The organism is Nonomuraea sp. NPDC003709, assembly GCF_040610775.1.
GTDB classification, from domain to species: domain Bacteria; phylum Actinomycetota; class Actinomycetes; order Streptosporangiales; family Streptosporangiaceae; genus Nonomuraea; species Nonomuraea angiospora_A.
The window spans coordinates 534883-553203 of the sequence record NZ_JBEXMW010000005.1; the positions used below are offsets into that span (position 1 = coordinate 534883).

Annotated in this window: 12 protein-coding genes and 2 pseudogenes; 11 read left to right on the top strand and 3 right to left on the bottom strand. The window is 72.4% G+C overall.

Annotated elements, in window-relative coordinates; all coding sequences use genetic code 11:
- Positions 1 to 1284, bottom strand: coding sequence for an extracellular solute-binding protein (locus ABZX61_RS18750; RefSeq protein ID WP_355195990.1), 1284 nt, complete (start codon positions 1282 to 1284; stop codon positions 1 to 3).
- A gap of 263 nt (positions 1285 to 1547) precedes the next feature.
- Here ABZX61_RS18750 and pulA point away from each other — a divergent pair, with 263 nt between their 5' ends.
- The 5 genes from pulA (at position 1548) to ABZX61_RS18775 (ending at position 10216) form a co-directional block, all read left to right on the top strand.
- Positions 1548 to 4085, top strand: coding sequence for a pullulanase-type alpha-1,6-glucosidase (gene pulA, locus ABZX61_RS18755; RefSeq protein WP_355195992.1), 2538 nt, complete (start codon positions 1548 to 1550; stop codon positions 4083 to 4085).
- Positions 4086 to 4277: 192 nt separating this feature from the next.
- A complete protein-coding gene (locus ABZX61_RS18760; protein WP_350727893.1) occupies positions 4278 to 4859 on the top strand; it encodes a hypothetical protein in 582 nt (193 codons plus the stop codon).
- A gap of 142 nt (positions 4860 to 5001) precedes the next feature.
- Positions 5002 to 5724 (top strand): VIT1/CCC1 transporter family protein, encoded by a 723-nt coding sequence (locus ABZX61_RS18765; protein WP_350727894.1) that lies wholly within the window; start codon positions 5002 to 5004, stop codon positions 5722 to 5724.
- A 68-nt stretch (positions 5725 to 5792) separates the two neighbouring features.
- Positions 5793 to 8009 carry a hypothetical protein gene (locus ABZX61_RS18770; protein ID WP_355195995.1) on the top strand — a complete coding sequence of 739 codons (2217 nt, stop codon included), beginning with the start codon at positions 5793 to 5795 and terminating at the stop codon, positions 8007 to 8009.
- Positions 8010 to 8071: 62 nt separating this feature from the next.
- Positions 8072 to 10216: a hypothetical protein gene (locus tag ABZX61_RS18775; protein WP_355195997.1), complete on the top strand. Its 2145-nt coding sequence runs from the start codon at positions 8072 to 8074 to the stop codon at positions 10214 to 10216.
- On the opposite strand, the gene ABZX61_RS18780 is transcribed toward ABZX61_RS18775, so the two are convergent.
- On the bottom strand, positions 10136 to 11326 hold the full coding sequence (locus tag ABZX61_RS18780) for a cytochrome P450 (protein WP_355195999.1): 1191 nt from the start codon (positions 11324 to 11326) through the stop codon (positions 10136 to 10138). The two genes, ABZX61_RS18775 and ABZX61_RS18780, sit on opposite strands and share 81 nt — an antisense overlap.
- 105 nt (positions 11327 to 11431) lie before the next feature.
- On the opposite strand from ABZX61_RS18780, the gene ABZX61_RS18785 reads away from it, so the two are divergent.
- The 6 genes and pseudogenes from ABZX61_RS18785 to ABZX61_RS18810 all read left to right on the top strand — a co-directional run bounded on the left by ABZX61_RS18785 (position 11432) and on the right by ABZX61_RS18810 (position 17531).
- The gene (locus ABZX61_RS18785) at positions 11432 to 14824 is read left to right on the top strand and encodes a phosphodiester glycosidase family protein (protein ID WP_355196001.1); all 3393 of its coding nucleotides are present in this window, start codon (positions 11432 to 11434) and stop codon (positions 14822 to 14824) included.
- Positions 14825 to 14996: 172 nt separating this feature from the next.
- Positions 14997 to 15656 (top strand): annotated as a pseudogene (locus ABZX61_RS18790) (FAD-dependent monooxygenase); the annotation flags it as partial.
- Positions 15657 to 15732: 76 nt separating this feature from the next.
- A pseudogene (locus ABZX61_RS18795) lies at positions 15733 to 15921 on the top strand (FAD-dependent monooxygenase); the annotation flags it as partial.
- A gap of 48 nt (positions 15922 to 15969) precedes the next feature.
- Positions 15970 to 16482 (top strand): hypothetical protein, encoded by a 513-nt coding sequence (locus ABZX61_RS18800; RefSeq protein WP_355196135.1) that lies wholly within the window; start codon positions 15970 to 15972, stop codon positions 16480 to 16482.
- 51 nt (positions 16483 to 16533) lie between these two features.
- Positions 16534 to 16965: a cupin domain-containing protein gene (locus ABZX61_RS18805; protein WP_350727965.1), complete on the top strand. Its 432-nt coding sequence runs from the start codon at positions 16534 to 16536 to the stop codon at positions 16963 to 16965.
- A gap of 83 nt (positions 16966 to 17048) precedes the next feature.
- A complete protein-coding gene (locus tag ABZX61_RS18810; protein ID WP_355196003.1) occupies positions 17049 to 17531 on the top strand; it encodes a hypothetical protein in 483 nt (160 codons plus the stop codon).
- Positions 17532 to 17537: 6 nt separating this feature from the next.
- Here ABZX61_RS18810 and ABZX61_RS18815 read toward each other — a convergent pair whose 3' ends face one another.
- Positions 17538 to 18317 (bottom strand): SHOCT domain-containing protein, encoded by a 780-nt coding sequence (locus ABZX61_RS18815; protein ID WP_355196005.1) that lies wholly within the window; start codon positions 18315 to 18317, stop codon positions 17538 to 17540.
- Between the last annotated feature and the right edge of the window lie 4 nt (positions 18318 to 18321).

Below are 18321 nucleotides of genomic sequence, written 5' to 3' on the forward strand. Positions count from 1 at the left end.
TCAGCTCCAGTCCTTCATGATCCCGCGGTACTGCTCGTCGACCTTCTTGAGCAGGTCCGCGGGCGCGGACTTGCCGCCGACGAGCGCCTGGTAGCCCTCCAGCAGCGGCTGGAACAGCTGCCCGCCCTCGGGGATCCAGGGCCGCGGCACGGCGGTGTCCATGATCGGCTTGAAGACCACGACGTCGGAGTTGCCCTGCACGTCGGGGTTGGCGTAGGCGGAGGTACGGGTCGGCAGCAGGCTGATCTCCTTGGCGATCTTCGCCTGGGCCTCCACCGTGGTCATGAAGCGGACGAACTCGTAGGCGGCCGGGATGTTCTTCGAGCCCGCGTAGATCGCCAGGTTCCACCCGCCCGTCGGCGCCCCGGCCTTGACCGAGCCGGCCGGGACCGGCGCGATGCCCAGGTTCTTCTTGTCCTTGAACTCCTTGCCCTGGTAGATCTCCGACAACGACCACGGCCCGTTGTAGATCATCGCCGCCTTGCCCTCCTTGAGGGCGGTCATCGCGTTGGCGTAGCTCTCCGTGGTGGCGGGCTTGGGCGCGGCGCCCGAGCTGATCAGGTCGGCCACGGTCTGGATCGCCCGCACGTTCGCCGGCGAGTTCACCACGATCTTCTTGTTGGCCACGTCGAGGAGGTCGCCGCCCTCGCCGTAGATGAACGGCAGCAGGAAGTAGGAGTCGACGTTGAGCGCCAGCCCCTCGGCGCCGGCCTTGGCCTTGACGTCGAGCGCGGTCTGCTTCAGCTCGGCGATCGTCTTCGGCGCCTCCTCGTGCCCCGCCTCCTTCAGCAGCCGCTTGTTGTAGAGCAGCGCGAGGGTGTCGGTGACCTGCGGCACGGCGTAGGTCTTGCCGTTGTACTTGGTGCTGCTCAGCGGTCCCGGCAGGAAGTCGGCCTCGTTGTCGACCGCCCGCGTGCCGTCCAGCGGCTGCAGGTAGCCCAGCGACGCGAACTGCGAGGTCCAGGCCACCTCCGAGCGGATCACGTCCGGCGCCCCCGCCCCCGCCTGCGCGGCGGTCTGGAACTGCCCCTGGGCCTGGTCGGAGGGCACGTTCACGTACTTGACCTTGACCTGCGGATATTTCGCCTCGAACGCCTTGATCAACGCCTGGAACGTCGGCCCCTCGCTGTCCGGCCGCGTCGTGTCCCACCACGTGATCTCGCCGCTGACCTTCGAGGGATCGGAAACGGTCGCGGTCGGGGGTGCCGCGGTCCCACCGCCGCAGGCGGAGACCGCCAAGGCGAGTGCCGCAACGACCGCTGCGGCGGGTAAGAGTCGTCGCATGTCCTTCTCCTCATCTTTCCGAGGGGGGAACACGCCGGACGTTACGCCGAGGTGACGCTCCTTGAAAGATGGGTACGTAAGGTTTTGCAAGTTGTTACCTTGATCCACGGATCTGGCGGATCGGCCGCCGGACCGCGTGTTCCCCGACGTTTTCGCAGGTGATCTCCTATGGTGGAGCCCTGCCCGCCGCGCGTCCGCCGGCCCTCCGGTCAGGGAGCGGTCCCAGCGGTTTCAGAAATTTCCAGAAAGGGTTGCAAAGCGTCGTGATCCGCGAGGGCGAGGCGAGGGCCCACTGGATCGACCGCGACACGGTGGCGTGGCAGGTCGACCCGTCGTTCGAGCACAGCCTGGGGTGCGGCGCCGAGCGGGTCATCCGGCTGTCGCCCGGGACGCTGAGCGACGATCAGCGGAGCGCGTGGCCGCACCTGGCGTCGTACACCGCGCTGAAGGTGGACCCGCGCGACGCCGGTCTCGTCCGCGAGGCGCTGCGCGAGCGGGTCCTGGCCGTGGCGCGGGACGGCTCGGGCGAGCTCGCGGCGGCGACGGGCGTGCAGCTCCCCGGCGTGCTCGACGACCTCTACGCCGGGGCCGCCACCGCGCCGCTCGGCCCCAGGGGACGGGCGACCCCGAGGCTGTCGCTGTGGGCGCCGACCGCCCGCAAGGTCGAGCTGGCCCTGTACGGCCCCACTCACGGGCGCGGCCGGAGCGTGCACCCGATGCGGCGCGACGACGAGACCGGCGTCTGGTCGGTACGCGGGCTGCCGGCCTGGTGGGGCCGCGAGTACACGTTCCTGGTCACGCACCACTCGGGGACGAACGAGGTCACGGACCCGTACGGCCTGGCCGTGACCCCGGACGGCGGGCGCAGCAGGCTCGTCGACCTCGACGGCCCCGCGCTCAAGCCGCCCGGCTGGGACCGGCTCGCCAAGCCCCCGGCCGTCCCCCAGCACCGGGCGACGATCTACGAGCTGCACGTGCGCGACTTCTCGGCCTCCGACGCCACCGTCCCGGCTGGGCTGCGCGGCACGTACGCGGCCTTCGGCCTCGACTCCGCCGGGATGCGGGAGCTGCGGGCGCTGGCGGAGGACGGGCTGACGCACGTGCACCTGCTGCCGGTGTTCGACTTCGCCACGGTGCCCGAGCGCAGGGCCGACAGGATCGAGCCAGACTGTGACCCAGACTGTGACTTCGCCGCGCTGCCGCCCGACTCGCGGCGGCAGCAGGAGTGCGTGGCGCGCACGGCCGCGACCGACTCCTTCAACTGGGGGTACGACCCGCTGCACTACACCGTGCCCGAGGGCTCGTACGCGACGGACCCCGACGAGCGGATCAAGGAGTTCCGCGCCATGGTCGCCGCGCTCAACGGGGCCGGGCTGCGCGTGGTGATGGACGTGGTCTACAACCACACCCACTCCACCGGCGTGCTCGACCCGATCGTGCCCGGCTACTACCACCGCCTGCTGGCGGACGGCGCGGTCGCCGACTCCACGTGCTGCCCCAACACCGCGCCCGAGCACACGATGATGGGCCGGCTGGTGGTCGACTCGGTCGTCACCTGGGCCCGCCAGTACAAGATCGACGGCTTCCGCTTCGACCTCATGGGCCACCACCCGAAGGCCAACCTCCTCGCCGTCCGCCGCGCCCTCGACGAGCTCACCGTGGACGGGGACGGCGTGGACGGCAGGTCGATCATCCTTTACGGCGAGGGCTGGAACTTCGGCGAGGTGGCCGACGGGGCCAGGTTTGAGCAGGCCACGCAGGCCAACCTGGCCGGGACCGGCATCGGCACGTTCACCGACCGGCTGCGGGACGCGGTGCGCGGCGGCACCCCGTTCGAGGCCGACCCGCGCGTGCAGGGGTTCGGCTCGGGCCTGGCGGGCGCGCCGAACGGCGCCCCGGTCAACGGCACGGCCGAGCAGCAGCGGGCCCGGCTGGCCGGCTACACCGACCTGATCAGGCTCGGGCTGGCCGGGAACCTGCGCGACTACGTGCTGCCCTCCGGGAAGAAGGGCTCGGAGATCGACTACAACGGCGCACCCGCCGGGTACGCGGCCGAGCCGGGCGAGACGGTGTCGTACGTGGACGCGCACGACAACGAGACGCTGTTCGACGCGCTGGTGTACAAGCTGCCGCAGCCGACGCCGATGGCCGACCGGGTGCGCATGCAGGTGCTGTCGCTGGCCACCGTGCTGCTGGCGCAGGGGACGGCGTTCGTGCACGCGGGCAGCGAGCGGCTGCGCTCGAAGTCCCTCGACCGCAACTCCTTCGACTCCGGCGACTGGTTCAACCGGCTGCTGTGGGACTGCTCGCTGGGCAACGGGTTCGGCGGCGGGCTGCCGCCCAGGGCCGACAACGAGCCCAGATGGCCCTACGCCGGGCCGTTGCTGGCGGACCCGGCCCTGCTCCCCGGCTGCGCGGCGATCGGCGAGTGCCGGGCCGGGTTCGGGGAGCTGCTGCGGATCCGGGCCTCGTCGCCGGCGTTCGCGCTGGGATCCGAGGTGCGTGAGCGGCTGACGTTCGCCGACGCGGCGGACGGCGTGATCGCGATGCACGTGGACACGTCCGGGCTGGACCCGCGCTGGTCGTCGGTCACCGTGGTCTTCAACGCCACCCCGGCCACGCAGGCCCAGCCGATGGAGCAATTGGCGGGGCGGTCCAAGGGATCGGTGGCGCTGCATCCCGTGCAGGCCGCCTCCGGCGATCCGGTCGTCCGGGAGTCCGCCTTCGACCCGGACACCGGCACGCTCACGGTCCCGGCCCGCACGGTGGCGGTGTTCGTCGCCAAAACCCACCCGGGATAGAGGTGGGACGGCTCGGGTAGGGGGAACATTCAGGACGAAGAACATACATCACTGGCGTTGGCGATCGCGACAGCGCAAACTGGATGGACGGCGATCGCGTGGAGCAGTGGAGCACCCGTGGACAATCACCTTGATCACATGCCGGTCCTGTCCCGCGGCAGACATCGCAATCCGAAACGCGGTGCCTGCTTCATGGAACTGGCCTCCTACCTGGCCGGAGAGCGGTGGAGCGACCACCCGGCCTGCACCCACCCGTTGCTGGCCGCACTCGCCCGCCTGGTCAACGACAACACCAGCGACGAAAGCCGCGCCCAGCTCGTCCACCTCGTCCCGACCATCATCGGCCTGACCAGCGACGACCTGAGGCTGGACGCCCGCATCGCGCTGCGCTGCGCCACGACGGCCCTGCCGGTGGCGGCGGCCGAGCGCCAGCTCGCGCTGGCGGTGTCGGTGCTGGCGGCCGAGGAGATGCTCGCCAGGCTCGAAGGAGCCCCGTCGGGTCAGCTCAGCGAGCGGAGCCGCCGGGCCATGGAGGAGGTGCCGCACGCGGCCGAGCAGGCCCGGCGCTTCAGCCGCGCGGCCCGGATCACGGAGAAGGGCTTCCGCCGGTACGCGGCGCCGAACGCGGTGCAGCTGTCGGTGGTGGGCATCGTCCAGGCCTGCATCGCCGACCCGGACGCGCTGCTGCGCCGCCTGCTGGAAGAGGCGATCGACGACTGCGTGACCCTCATCCGCACCCCGGAGCGCACCACCCCGGCCCCGGCCCACGCCTGACCGGTTCACGGGCGGCGCCCGGGTGCCGGGCGCCGCCCGTGATCGGGCTTCTTCGCAGCTCAGGGAAGCCTCTCCTTCGTTGCGGATCTTGGTGACCTGTGTCTACATTTCCAGAGGAAATATTGGGAATGGAGGCACTTTCGTGACTATTGAGCTGACTCATCCTTATTCGCCGGAGAAGCACCACAGCCACCGTGACGTCACCGGCGGGTGGTTGCGGCCCGCCGTCTTCGGGGCGATGGACGGGCTGGTGTCCAACCTCGCGCTGATCGCCGGAGTCGTGGGCGCGGCCGGCGCCGGTCGCGGCGCGGTGGTGGCCGGGGTCGCGGGGCTGATCGCGGGTGCCTGCTCCATGGCGGCCGGCGAGTACACCTCGGTGAAGTCCCAGACCGAGCTGATGCGGGCGGAGATCGCCGTCGAGCGGCGGGAGCTGGCCCGCAATCCCGAGGGCGAGCAGGCGGAGCTGGCGGCGATGTACCGGGCGAAGGGGCTCGACGCGGACCTCGCGCGCAGGGTGGCCGAGGGGCTGTCGGCCGATCCCGAGCAGGCCCTGCGGGTGCACGTGCGGGAGGAGCTGGGCGTGGACGTCGACGACCTGCCCTCGCCGTACGTGGCCGCCGCGTCGTCGTTCGGAGCGTTCGCGGCCGGGGCGCTGGTGCCGCTGGTGCCGTTCCTGTTCGGGGCGTCCGGGCTGGTGGTCGCCATGATCGTGAGCGTGCTAGCGCTGTTCGGGTTCGGGGCGGCGGTGGCGCGCATGACCGCGCGGCCGTGGTGGCTGGGCGGGCTGCGCCAGCTCGCGCTGGGCGCGGGGGCCGCCGCCGTGACGTTCGGGCTCGGACATCTTCTGGGCGTCACCGTCTCGTGAGACCCCGCCCGGAACGTGTGACATTCTCGTGACTGTACGTGACGTCTCCCTGGGCGGATCATGTCGGCATGGACGGATTCCTCGACGAGACCCGCTCGGGAGTGACCGAGCTGCGCGTCCACGGCGTCTCCGGCACACCCCCCGAGGGCATGCTGAACCACCCCCACCCCTGGATCGTCGCGGGCGACGGCACCACCGGGTTCTACCGGCGCTGGTGGACCGACGGGCCGCCGGACGGCGAGCACGCGGACGTGCCGGACTCCCGCCATCGCGAGGCGTACGCGTGGGGCGGCCTCACCTCCGGCGGTAAGACGATCGCCCTGTGGCTGCTCCTGCTGCCGTTCGCGCTGGCGAACCTGTCGTACTTCATGCTCCCCAGACCCGCGCGCGGCACGGGCCTGCGGCACGTGACCGAGGCGGCGCAGCGGCTGTTCGCCCTGCTGCTGACCGGCACCCTCGTCGGGGCCGTCACGCGGGCCAGCGTCGACCTCGTCGGCTGGCAGTGCACCGCGGCCGGGCGGGCCTGCACCTACGACACCGCGCCCGTGTGGGTGCACTGGCTCGGCGCGCTGTGGGGCAACGAGCCGTCCCGGCGGCTGGCGGTCACCGCGCTCGTCCCGCTGCTGGTCGTGGCGCTGCTGTGGTGGATCGCCCGGCGCACCTGGCAGCGGGACGAACGCACGGCCGTGCCGCCCGACGGCGCCGGCGGCACCGAGCTGCCGCTGGCCCGGCCGCGCCTGTGGCACGGCGACGAGCCGGTGTGGCGGCTGCGGGTCGTGCACGTCTGCTTCGCGATCGCCTCGATCGGGGTGGCCGTGGCCGCGCCGTTCGCGGGCACGCCGCTGGGGCTGGCCCTGACCGTCGCGAACGCGGCCGTGGAACTGGCCGCCGTGGTGCTGGTCGTGCTGCCGGGGATCGCCCGGCGGCTGGACCCCGGCTCTGACGAGCGGATCCCCGGCTGGCTCACGTTCGCGTGCCGGGCGCTGCGCGTGCTCGCGCCGCTGGTGTGCCTGGCCACCCTCGGGGCGGCGCTGGCCGGGATGGCGCCGGGCGCGCCCGGACGGCAGCTGCCCGGCGTGGGGGTGGGGACGTTCCAGTTCGCGCTCACGGTCGGGATCGGGGCGTTCATCCTGGTCGCCACCTGCGTGCTGGCCTGGATGGACCGCGCTTCCGGCGAGCCCCGGGCGATGGGCGGGATCGCCGCGTGGTTCGTGCTGATGGTGGCCGCGGGCAGCGCGAACGTGCTGGGGCTCGGCCTGCTGTTCTGGACCGCCACGTTCTTCGGCGTCCCGGGCACCTCCGCCTCCCCGGAGCCGGTCGGCAAGAAGCTCTTCCTGGACGACCCGGTGTGGTGGACGGCCGCGCTGGTGCCGCTGCTGGCCGTCGGTTTCGCCGGCCTGGCCGTCACCCTGTTCGCGATCCGCGGGTCCGACGCCGGCCGGCTGACCCCCGAGCTGACACCCCTCTACGGCGAGCGCGACGGCGGGGCGGTGGCCGAGAAGTGGGCGCTCGCCGCCCTGACCGACCGCGCCGGGCTCGTGCTGGCCGTGCTGACCGGCATCGGCGTCGCCGGGTTCGCCGCGGTGACCGTGATCTACCAGTTCCACCTGTTCACCCCGAACGGCGGGATCGTGGGGCTGCTCGCCACCCTCGGCAGCTGGGCCATGGCGGCGGTCATCGTGGGCCTGGTCTTCCTCGGCCGCCGCACGTACAGCGACTCCGGGCTGCGCCGGACGATCGGGATCCTCTGGGACATCTCCACCTTCTGGCCCCGCGCCATCCACCCGCTGGCCCCGCCGTGCTACACCGAACGCGTCATCCCCGAGCTGATCGACCGCGTGGGCCGGCTGGCCAAGCAGGAGCGGGACGAGGTGGTCCTGTCCGGGCACAGCCAGGGGAGCGTCATCACCGCCGCCCTGGTGCTGCAGCTCGGCCCCGAGGTGCGGGCCCGGGTCAGGATGCTCACCCACGGCTCGCCGCTGCGCCGCCTCTACGCCGCCTTCTTCCCCGCCTACTTCGGCACCGCCGGGCTGTCGGCCGTACGCGACGCCGTCCCCTGGTACAACCTCTACCGGCTGAGCGACCCCATCGGCGGGCCCGTCTTCGGCCGCGTCGACCCCCTGACCCCCGGCGCCCCGAACGGCGTGGACGTGTTCTGCTGGGACCCGCACCGGCCGGCCCCCGGCGAGCCCCTGCCGGAGGCCCGCTGGCACTCCGACTACTGGCTCGACCCGGAGTACGACGAGGCGCTGAGCCGATTGATCGTCGCGAAGCCCTTCGCCTGAGCCCCCGGCCCGGTAGGGTTTCGGGCGTTTCCAACAAGAGCGGGGGTCGGTCGGTGAGGTGGGTGCTGTTGCTCCTGGTGTCGTCCGCCCTGTGGTGGGCCGCCCCGCCCGCCCAGGCGGCGTCGTCCCAGGCGGCGCAGGAGGACGCCGGAGGGCGGGTGGCCTTCATCGGGGTGCCGGGGCTGATGTGGGACGATCTCGACCCGGCGGACACGCCCCGCCTGTGGCGGCTGGCCGGGCAGAGCGGGATCGGGTCCCTGTCGGTCAAGGCCGTGGGCACCGTGACCTGCGCGTACGACGGGTGGCTGACCGTGGCGTCGGGCGTGCGGTCGGCGGTCGGGCGCCGGTGCGGGATGTCGCCCGAGCCGGTCGTGCAGGGGTCCGGGGCCGTGGTCTCCGAGGTCCCCGGGTTGCTGCAGCTGCGCGACGGGACCTTCGCGGGCACGCTCGGGACCGCCGTGCACGCCGCCGGGCAGTGCACGGCCGCCGTCGGGCCCGGCGCGGCGCTGGCCCTCGCCGACCGGACGGGCAAGGTCGACCTGTACGCCGCCGAGCCCGCCGGGCTGGCCGACTGGTCGCGCTGCCGGATGCTGGCCGTCGATGTCGACACGCTGGTCAAGCCGTACATCGTGGACGGTAAGCTGCCGCTGGAGCCGGAGCTGCTCGGGCCGGATCGGCGGCGCGCCCTGGTCCGCGAGGCCGACGCGAAGGTCGGCGCGGCGCTGGACAAGCTGCCCCCGGACACCGAGATCGTGCTGGCCGGGATCGGCGACCACGGCTCGGTGCCGCACCTGCGCGTGGCGCTGTGGAAGCGCCCGGGCATGGCGGCCGCGCCGGGCGGTGAGGTCGCCGGGCCGTCGGTGGGGGCGAACTCCACCCGGCGCGCGGACATCGTCGTGCTGCCCGACATCACGCCCACGCTCCTCACCGCGGCGGGCATCGCCACGCCCCCCACCGTGATCGGGCTGCCGTGGCGGCTCGGCGAGCGCACCACGATCGACGACCTGCGCAGGGCCGACCTCAAGGGCACCGCCGTACGCGGCACGACCGGCGTCTTCTTCACCGTCTTCGCCATCGCCCAGGTCGCCTTCTACGCCCTGGCCTACTTCCTGCTGTCCAGGCGCAGGCGGCTGGGCGGGGTCGGCGTGACCGCCATCGTGCTCGCCTCCCTCCCCGTCTCCACGTACGCGGTCAACCTGGTGCCGTGGGAGCGCAGCCCGGCTCCCGTGACGACGCTGCTCGGCGGGGTGCTGGTGTGCACAGCGCTCATCGCGGCCGTCGCGCTCGGCGGCCCGTGGCGGCGCCACCCGCTGGGCCCGCCCGCGGCCGTGGCGGCGACCACCGCCGCCGTGCTCGTGGGCGACCTGCTGACCGGGACGACGCTGCAGTTCAACAGCCTGATGGGCTACACCGCCGTGGTCGGCGGCCGTTACTACGGGCTGGCGAACATCCCGTTCGCGCTGCTGGCCACGGCCGTGCTGATGGTCACCGCCGTGGCCGCCGAGCACTTCGTCCGCGTCGGCCGCAAGCGGCTGGCCGTGGCCGGGGTGACGGGGCTCGGCGTGGTGGCGATGCTGCTGGCCGGCTGGCCCGGCGTGGGCAGCGACTTCGGCGGCGTGATCGCATTCGTGCCGGGCATCGCGGTGACCGCGCTGCTCGTCGCGGGCAAGCGGGTGTCGGTGCTGAAGCTGGCCGGGTTCTGCGTGCTGGGCGGGGTGGCGGTGTCGATCATCGCGGTGCTCGACCACCTGCGCCCGCCCGCCTCGCAGACCCACCTGGGGCGGTTCGTGGGGCAGGTGATCGACGGGACGTTCCTGCCCATGATCGGGCGCAAGCTGGGCGCCATGCTGAACACCATGCTCTCCCCGAACCTCATGCCGATCGTGCTGGCCGGCCTGGCGTTCCTGATCTTCGCGGTGCTGCGGCCCGGGCAGATCAGCGCCGGCATCGTGCCGAAGGCGTTCGCGCGGGCGCCCATGCTGCGGGCCGGGCTCGTCGGGGCGCTGGTCAGCGGCGTGGTCGGCATGCTGGTCAACGACTCGGGCACGGCCGTGCTGTCCATGGCGGTCGCGCTGGCCGTGCCGCTGGTGCTGCACGCGGGCGTGCGTTCGGCGGAGGAGCCGGACTCACCAGCCGAGGTGGAGCTCCTCGGGGGCCCGGTGGATGAACGTGGCCGCCATGACGACGTCCTCGCGGGCGAGACGTAGACCGGGCAGCTCGCGTACGAGCAGCTCGAGGGTGACCTTGAGCTGCTCGCGGGCCAGCAGCGCGCCCGGGCAGCCGTGCACGCCGTGCCCGAACGACAGGTGCCGCACCGGCTCCCGCGCGATGTCGAACTCGTCCGGCCGCTCGAACACCGCCTCGTCCCGCCCGGCCGAGCCGAACGACACGAACACCGTCTCGCCCTCGCCGAGCGCGGTCCCCGCGAACTCCAGCGGCCTGGTGACGGTGCGGCGGAAGCCCTGCACGGGCGCCTCGTACCGGGCCGCCTCCTCGATCGCCGCGCCCGCCAGCTCCGGCCGCTCGCACAGCAGCTCCCACTGGCCGCGCTCGCGCAGCAGGCGGTGCACGACGGTGCCGAGCAGGGCGGTCGTGGTCAGGTGGCCGGCCAGCATGACGTTCTGGGTGTTGGCCACGATCTCGTCGTGCTGCTCGGGCGTCGGCTCGCCGGGGCCCGGGGCCAGGCCGCGCGACAGCTCGCCGGTCAGGCTCTCGGCGGTCCTCGACCTGGTCGCGTGCGCGGCGAAGAGGTGCCGCAGCGCGGCCACCTCGCGGGCCGCGGCGACCTGGTCGTCCTCCGGCATCGGGGTGAACAGCAGGTCCTCGGCCCGGTTGCCGGCCCGGATCGCGGCGGGCACGTCGGCCGGGTCGAGGCCGAGCAGGTGGCCGATCACGGCGGCCGGGAGCGGCCTGGCGTACCCGGACATCCACTCCACGTGCCCCGCCTTGGCGAACGACGCGACCAGGTCGCCCGCCGTCGCCCGGACGAACGGCAGCGCCGCCGCCACCTTGGCCGGGGACAGGCCGCGGGTGAGCGGCCGGCGGTAGCGCGCGTGCGCCTCGCCGTCCGTGCTCAGCACCACCGGGGCGCCGCCGGGCGCGCCCGCGAGCTCCGCGAACGCCCGCGGGCTCGGAATCACGTCGGGCCGCAGCGCGCCCATGGAGGAGAAGTCGTCCGGGCGCCCCAGCACCTCGCGCACGTCGGCGTGCCGGGCCACCAGCCAGGCGTCCAGTTCCTCGACGAAGGTCAGCCCCGGCGCGGCGCGGGCCCGGGCGTAGACGGGATACGGGTCGCGGTAGAGCGCCTCTCGATCCACGCGTACCATCCTGCAAGCCCGGTGGAGGGTCGACAAGATCTGAAATTTTCTTTTAGTTCACTCTTAAGTCTTGAAAGTTATATCCACGAGCGATTGAGTTCGGTCGTGCAGTCCCTCAGAATCCTCACAGCGTCGGTGCTGGCGTTAGGCCCCCTCGCCCTGGCCACGGCCCCGGCGCAGGCCGATCCCGCGCCCCCCGTAGAGGACGCGCTCAAGGCGTCGTCCTACCCGCCGCCGTCCACGCTGCTCGCCCAGGATGCCGGGCAGCGGCTGGAGACGGCCAAGAGGACCCGGCCGGTGGCGCCGGGCATCTCGCTCACCTCGTTCGACACCTACGACGCGCTCGGCTGGCTGCGCGCGGACGCGGTCACCGCCGACCTCGGCGGCGCGAAGGCCGACTACCTGTACTCCGGCGAGGTGTCCAAGACCGAGCCGCTGTCCGGGCCCGCCAAGCGCGCGCACGCCGTCGCGGCCGTCAACGGCGACTTCTTCGACATCAACAACTCTGGCGCCGCCCAGGGCATCGGCGTGCAGGACGGCTCGCTGGTGCAGTCGCCCGTCACGGGCCACGAGAACGCGGTCGCGATCACCGGCGACGGCCTCGGTCGCGTGCTCAAGATGTACTTCGAGGGCACCGCCACCCCGGCCGGCGGCTCGCCCATCGCGCTCACCCAGTTCAACCAGATCGTGAAGAGCGGCGGCGTCGGGCTGTTCACGCCGCTGTGGGGCTCGTTCAACCGGGCCCGCGCCGTCGAGGGCGCCACGTCCGTCGCCGAGGTCGTCCTGGTGGACGGGGTGGTCTCCGAGGTACGCACGTCCGCCGGCACCGGCCCCATCCCCGCCGGGACCACGATCCTGCTGGGCCGCGACGCCGGGGCCACCGCCCTGTCCGCGCTGAAGGCCGGCGACCGCGTGGACGTCAAGTACCAGCCGAAGTCGTCGGACGGCAGCCAGGTCAAGGCGGCCGTGGGCGGCAACTGGGTACTGGTCAAGGACGGGGTCGTGCAGAACTCCACCGACCCCGCCGCGCACCCCCGCACCGCCGTCGGGTTCTCGGCCGACGGCAGGAAGATGTACCTGCTGACCGTGGACGGCCGCCAGGTCGACAGCCGCGGCGTCACGCTCAACGAGCTCGCCGCCATGATGGTCGACCTCGGCGCCGCCAACGCCCTCAACCTCGACGGCGGCGGCTCCTCCACCATGCTCGCCCGCGAGCCCGGCGCCGCCGACGTCCAGGTGGAGAACAGCCCCTCCGACGGCGGCGAGCGCCACGTGCCCAACGGCCTCGCGCTCTACGCGCCCGAGGGCAGCGGCAAGCTCAAGGGCTTCTGGCTGGAGACCGCGAGCGACCCCGCCAAGGCGCCCGGCGTCAGCCCGGTCTCGGGTGGCCGCCCCGACCGCGTCTTCCCCGGCCTCACCCGGCGGCTGACCGCCGCCGGATACGACGAGACGTACGGCCCGGCCGCCGGCACGCCGTCGTGGCGGGCCAACCCGGCTGTGCACGGCGTGATCCGCGACGGGAAATTCCACGCTCTGGTGCCTGGCCAGACCACCGTCACCGCCTCCCGCGGCGGCGCCAAGGGCACCATCGACCTGACCGTCCTCCAGCCGCTCCAGCGGCTCGGCGCCACCGCCGACCGGCTCGGCCTGGCGGGGGCGGACGGCGTGGCGACGTTCGGTGTGGTCGGCTACGACCGCAACGGCAACTCCGCGCCCGTCGAGCCCTCCGACCTCACGCTCGACTACGACAAGAGCCTGTTCGAGGTCACCGCGGCCGAGCACGGCTACTTCACCGTCAAGGCCAAGAAGGCTGTCGGGTCCGGCCTGATCACCGCCAAGGTCGGCAAGATCGGCACGGCGGTGCCGGTGACCGTCGGGTTCGAGGAGAAGCCGGTCGCGGACTTCGAGGACGCGGCGAAGTGGACGTTCGCCGCCGCCCGCGCCACCGGCTCGCTGTCGGCCGCGCCCGGCCAGAGCGGGGGCGGCCTCAAGCTCTCGTACGACTTCACCACCTCGACCGCGACCCGGGCCGCGTACGCCAGCCCGCCGCAGCAGATCGTGGTGGACGGCCAGCCGCAGGCGTTCGGGCTCTGGATCAACTCCACCGGCAAGGGCGAGTGGCCGAGCCTGGAGTTCTACGACGCGCTCGGCCAGTCGCAGATCCTGCGCGGGCCGTACATGACGTGGACCGGCTGGAAGTACGTCGAGTTCGCCGTGCCTCCGGGCGTGAACTACCCGCTCAAGCTGCGGCGCTTCTACGTGGCCGAGACCAAGGCGGACGCGAAGTACACCAACGAGATCCTCATCGACGGTCTGGTGGCCAAGGTGTCGCCGTCGATCTCCGCGCCCGCCGCGCCGAAGGTCGCCGATCCGGTGGTCAAGGCCGACGTGGGCCGGATGCCGTGGCGATTCGCGGTCATGTCGGACGCGCAGTTCGTGGCCCGGGACCCGGACAGCGACATCGTCAAGAACGCGCGCCGCACGCTGCGGGAGATCAAGGCGGCCAAGCCGGACTTCCTGCTGATCAACGGTGACCTGGTGGACGAGGCGTCGCCGGAGGACTTCGCGCTGGCGAAGAAGATCCTCGACGAGGAGCTCGGCGGAACCCTGGAATATCACTACATTCCCGGTAACCACGAGGTCATGGGCGGCAAGATCGACAACTTCAAGGCCGTCTTCGGCGACACGTACAGCACCTTCGACCACAAGGGCACGCGCTTCGTCACCCTGGACACCTCGCGCCTGAACCTGCGCGGCGGCGGCTACGACCAGGTGGCCATGCTCCGGTCCGAGCTGGACAAGGCCGCCGGCGACGCGTCGGTGGGCTCGGTCGCGGTGCTGTTCCACGTGCCGCCGCGCGACCCGACGCCCGGCAAGGGCAGCCAGCTCGGCGACCGCAAGGAGGCGGCGCTGGTGGAGGGCTGGCTGGCGGACTTCCAGCGCACCACCGGCAAGGGGGCCGCGTACATCGGGGCGCACGTGGGGACGTTCCACGCCTCGCACGTGGACGCGGTGCCGTACTTCATCAACGGCAACTCCGGCAAGAACCCGGCCACCGCGGCCGACGACGGCGGGTTCACCGGGTGGTCGCTGTGGGGCGTCGACCCGGTGTCGCCGGCCGAGGCCGAGCACGTGCGGCGGAACTGGTTCGCCGACGCGCCCGACTGGATCGGCACGCAGGTCCGGCCGCACCTGGACGACCTCGTGCTCACCGCCCCCGCGACCGTCGCGATCGGCGCGCCCGGCGCGGTGACGGCGGCGGTCAAGCAGGGGAGCCGTACGGTCCCCGCGGCCTACCCGGTCTCGGCGGCGTGGTCCGGTTCGCCCAACCTGTACGTCGGCGGCCGTGACGGCGTCAAGCCGTGGCACGTGGCCTACTTCGACCCCGCGACGGGGACGCTGACGGCGCTGCGGCGGGGGCAGGTGACGGTCGCCGTCACGGTGAGCGGCGTCACCCGCCAGGCCACCGTGGCGCTGGCCGCCAAGGCCGCCGCCTGACCTCCCTCCGGGCGGGCCGCCGCGGCGGCCCGCCCGGGCTCCTGAACAGCCCGGTCGTACCATGAAGGGAATGCATTCATAACAGCGAGTCGCCGTCTCCTCCCGGGCGATCGCGTCGCAAGACGCTCAGAGGAGACGGGAGACGCTGATGGCGCTCTTTGACACCGATGTGATGATCGTCGGAGCCGGCCCGACGGGTCTGCTGCTCGCGGGCGACCTCGCCGCGAGAGGCGTCGCGTGCATGATCGTGGATCGGGAGCTTCGAGGGTCGAAGCTGTCGCGGGCGTTCGTCGTGCACGCCAGGACGCTGGAACAGCTCGACGCCCGGGGCGTGGCCGACGAGCTGATCGAGACGGGCGCGATCTTCGGGACGATGTCGATGTTCGGCAACCTGGAGATCGACCTGTCCCGGTTGCGGTCGCGGTTCCCGTTCCTGCTGTGCACCCCGCAGTACAACACCGAACACGTGCTGGAGAACCGTGCCTCCAGGCTCGGCGTGGAGGTCATGCGCGGGGTCGAGGTCGTCGGTCTGCGCCAGGACGCCGACGGCGTGGACGTGAGCATGCGCATCGACGGCACCATCCACAGCCGGCGCGCGAAGTTCGTGGTGGGCGCCGACGGCGTGCGCAGCGTCGTACGGGACGCGCTCGGCGTTCCGTTCCTCGGGCGTTCCGCGGTGGACTCGGTGATGCTGGCCGACGTGCGCCTCAGCCGGCCCCCGACGCGGGAACTGGGCCTCAACACCGGCGCCGAGGGCTTCTGCTTCGTCGCCCCCTTCGGGGACGGGCGCTACCGGATCATCGCCTGGGACCGGCGACGACAGCTTCCCAGCAGCGCGCCGGTCACGCTCCAGGAGGTGAGTGACATCACCCGCAGCGTCATGGGCGGCGACCTCGGCCTGCACGACAATGCGCTGGCTGACCAGGTTCCACAGCGACGAGCGGCAGGTTCCCAGCTACCGCGTGGGCCGGGTGTTCCTGGCGGGCGACGCCGCGCACGTGCATTCCCCCGCGGGCGGGCAGGGGATGAACACCGGCATGCAGGACGCGGCCAACCTCGGCTGGAAACTCGCCGCGGCGGTCCAGGGCTGGGCGCCGGAGGGCCTGCTCGACACCTACCACGCCGAACGGCATCCGGTGGGCGGCATGATCGTACGGCTCAGCGGCCGCCTGCTCACCACGGCCCTGGCCCGTACGCGGCGTGACAGGGTCCTGCGGGCGACGCTCCCGATCATCATGAACCGGTTCCCGCCGGCCGCCCGCCGGCTGCGGGAGGCCATCTCCGGCCTCGCGATCTCCTACTCCGCGCCCCGGGGAGCGCACCCGCTGGTCGGGCGGCGGGTCCCCGACGTCCTCCTGACCGGCGACGCGAGCCGGCTGTACGATGCGCTGCGCGACGGGCGCTTCGTGCTCCTGGCCCCCGCCGACGAGCCCGCCGTGACGGGGAGCCTTCCGCCGGCGCGGGTCAGGCACGCCACGCCGAGAAGCGCCCGCCTGCCCTCCATGCTGGTCCGTCCGGACGGTTACATCGCCTGGGCGAGCGCCGCCGCGGATCCCGCCACCCGTGTCCTCGGCCTGCGTTCCGCCCTGGCGGAATGGTGCGGCCTGCCGCCGGAGTCGACCGTGACCGGCCCGGTCGGGACGAGGCTGCCCGGTTGATGGCCTGACCTGCGCGTATGTGGGTAACAGGCCCATGGAGGTGTGGTGACCATGTCGAACAAGGACTCGGCGGCGGAGCCCGGATTCAAGATGCTGGCGGACATCAAGCCGCCCTTCATCCCCGAGGGTGCTTCGGGGATGACCATCCTCGTCGAGTGGTCTCCCGGCCACCCCGGCCTTGCTCCGCACCGCCACGCGGGGCCGGCCTTCGGCTACGTGATCGAGGGCGCGATACGGTTCGAGCTCGAAGGTGAGCCGGAGCGGGTGGTCGAGGCCGGTGAGACGTTCTGGGAGCCGGGCGGCGACGTGATCCACTACCAGGACGGCAACGCCTTGCCGGACGCTCCGACCAAGTTCGTCGTGTTCATGCTGTGCGCGCCAGGCCAGCCGATGCTGACGTACGTCGACGAGGCGGAGCTGGCGCAGCGGGCCCACCTGCGTGCCCCGCGCCCCACCGCTGGGCAGAGCCCGCAAGGCTCTTGAAAGCGTACGTCGGTCCGCGGCAAGTCAGCTGAAATCGGCGTATCGCACATTGTCGTCATCTCGCCACGAAAGGACGGCCCTTGATGACGATCCCCCGTACCCTCGCCGGTCTGGCCATCGCCGCCACCGCCACCATCGCCGCTGTCACGACCATCGCCCCCGCCGCACAGGCCGCGACCGCGGCGGACTCGGCCGCGTGGGGCCCGTACTACGCGCCGGGGCGCGCCGCCCACGCCGTGGGCACGCTGACGGCCACGGGGGAGGACCACTCCGACCTGCCGACGGCCGACGTCGTCCGGGTCTCGGGCAAGGTGTACGACCACACGCGGCCCGCCGCCACCTGCGGCTGGGCGGTCTTCCGCATCACGTACCGCTCCGGGAGCAACCTGCCGTTCCGGCAGCACGCGGTGCGCGACTGCTCGTACCGCACCCCGAAGCGGTTCTCGTTCTCCTACCGGGACGTCTACCAGGTCGAGCTCAAGGTCTGCTCGGAGTCCAAGTCCGCCAAGCCGTCCCTCGTCTGCCAGTACGCGGGCACCTGGAAGACCCTCTACCTGTCGAAGTAGGCGCCCTCAGATCTCGGAGATGATCTGCCGGCGTTTGGCGGCGTACTCGTCGTCCGTGATCGCCCCCGTCGTGCGGAGCGCCTCCAGCTCCTCCAGGCGCTGGGCGGCGGCCCGCTCGGACGGCGAGGCGGCGGCCCGGCGCACCACGGCCTGGATCTGCTGACGCAGCTCCGGTTTGGAACGCACGTCCATCATGCCGTTCAGCGGGATGCCGTTGGCCTTGAGGAGCTGCAGGATCTCCATGAGCGGTCCGGCCTGGCCGCTCAGGTCGTAGGTCCTGTTCTCCTCGGCCAGGCTGAACTTCGCCGGCATCAGCCCGTTCACCAGAGCGCTGCGCTCCCAGTCGATCTGGTGCTCCTGCGTGGCCGGATCGACGAGTACGACGAGCCTGCGCGCGTTGAAGTTGCCCGTCCGCGTCACACTGGCCAGCACGCGGTCCTGGGTGTCGAACGCGAACCCCGGGCCCTCGATGCGCAGGCCGAGCCTGATCAGCGGCTGGTCGTTGATCCTGGTGCCGGTCTCCGACATGCCGGTGATCTGCGCGAGCGTCAGCACCCCGCTCCGCTCCAGGGCGGCGGTCCTGGCGGCCGCCTTCGCGCCGCGGCGAGCCAGGGCCACCGCGACCACCACGTCGGACACCGTGAGCACCAGGCCGACGTAGAACATCCACTGGATCTCCGCGCGCTCGGCCGGGCCGAGCGCGAGGTAGACGATCACGAAGATCGGGCCGACCAGCCCTCCGCAGAGCAGGACGACCAGTTGTGACCTCAGATAACGCCCGAACATCGGC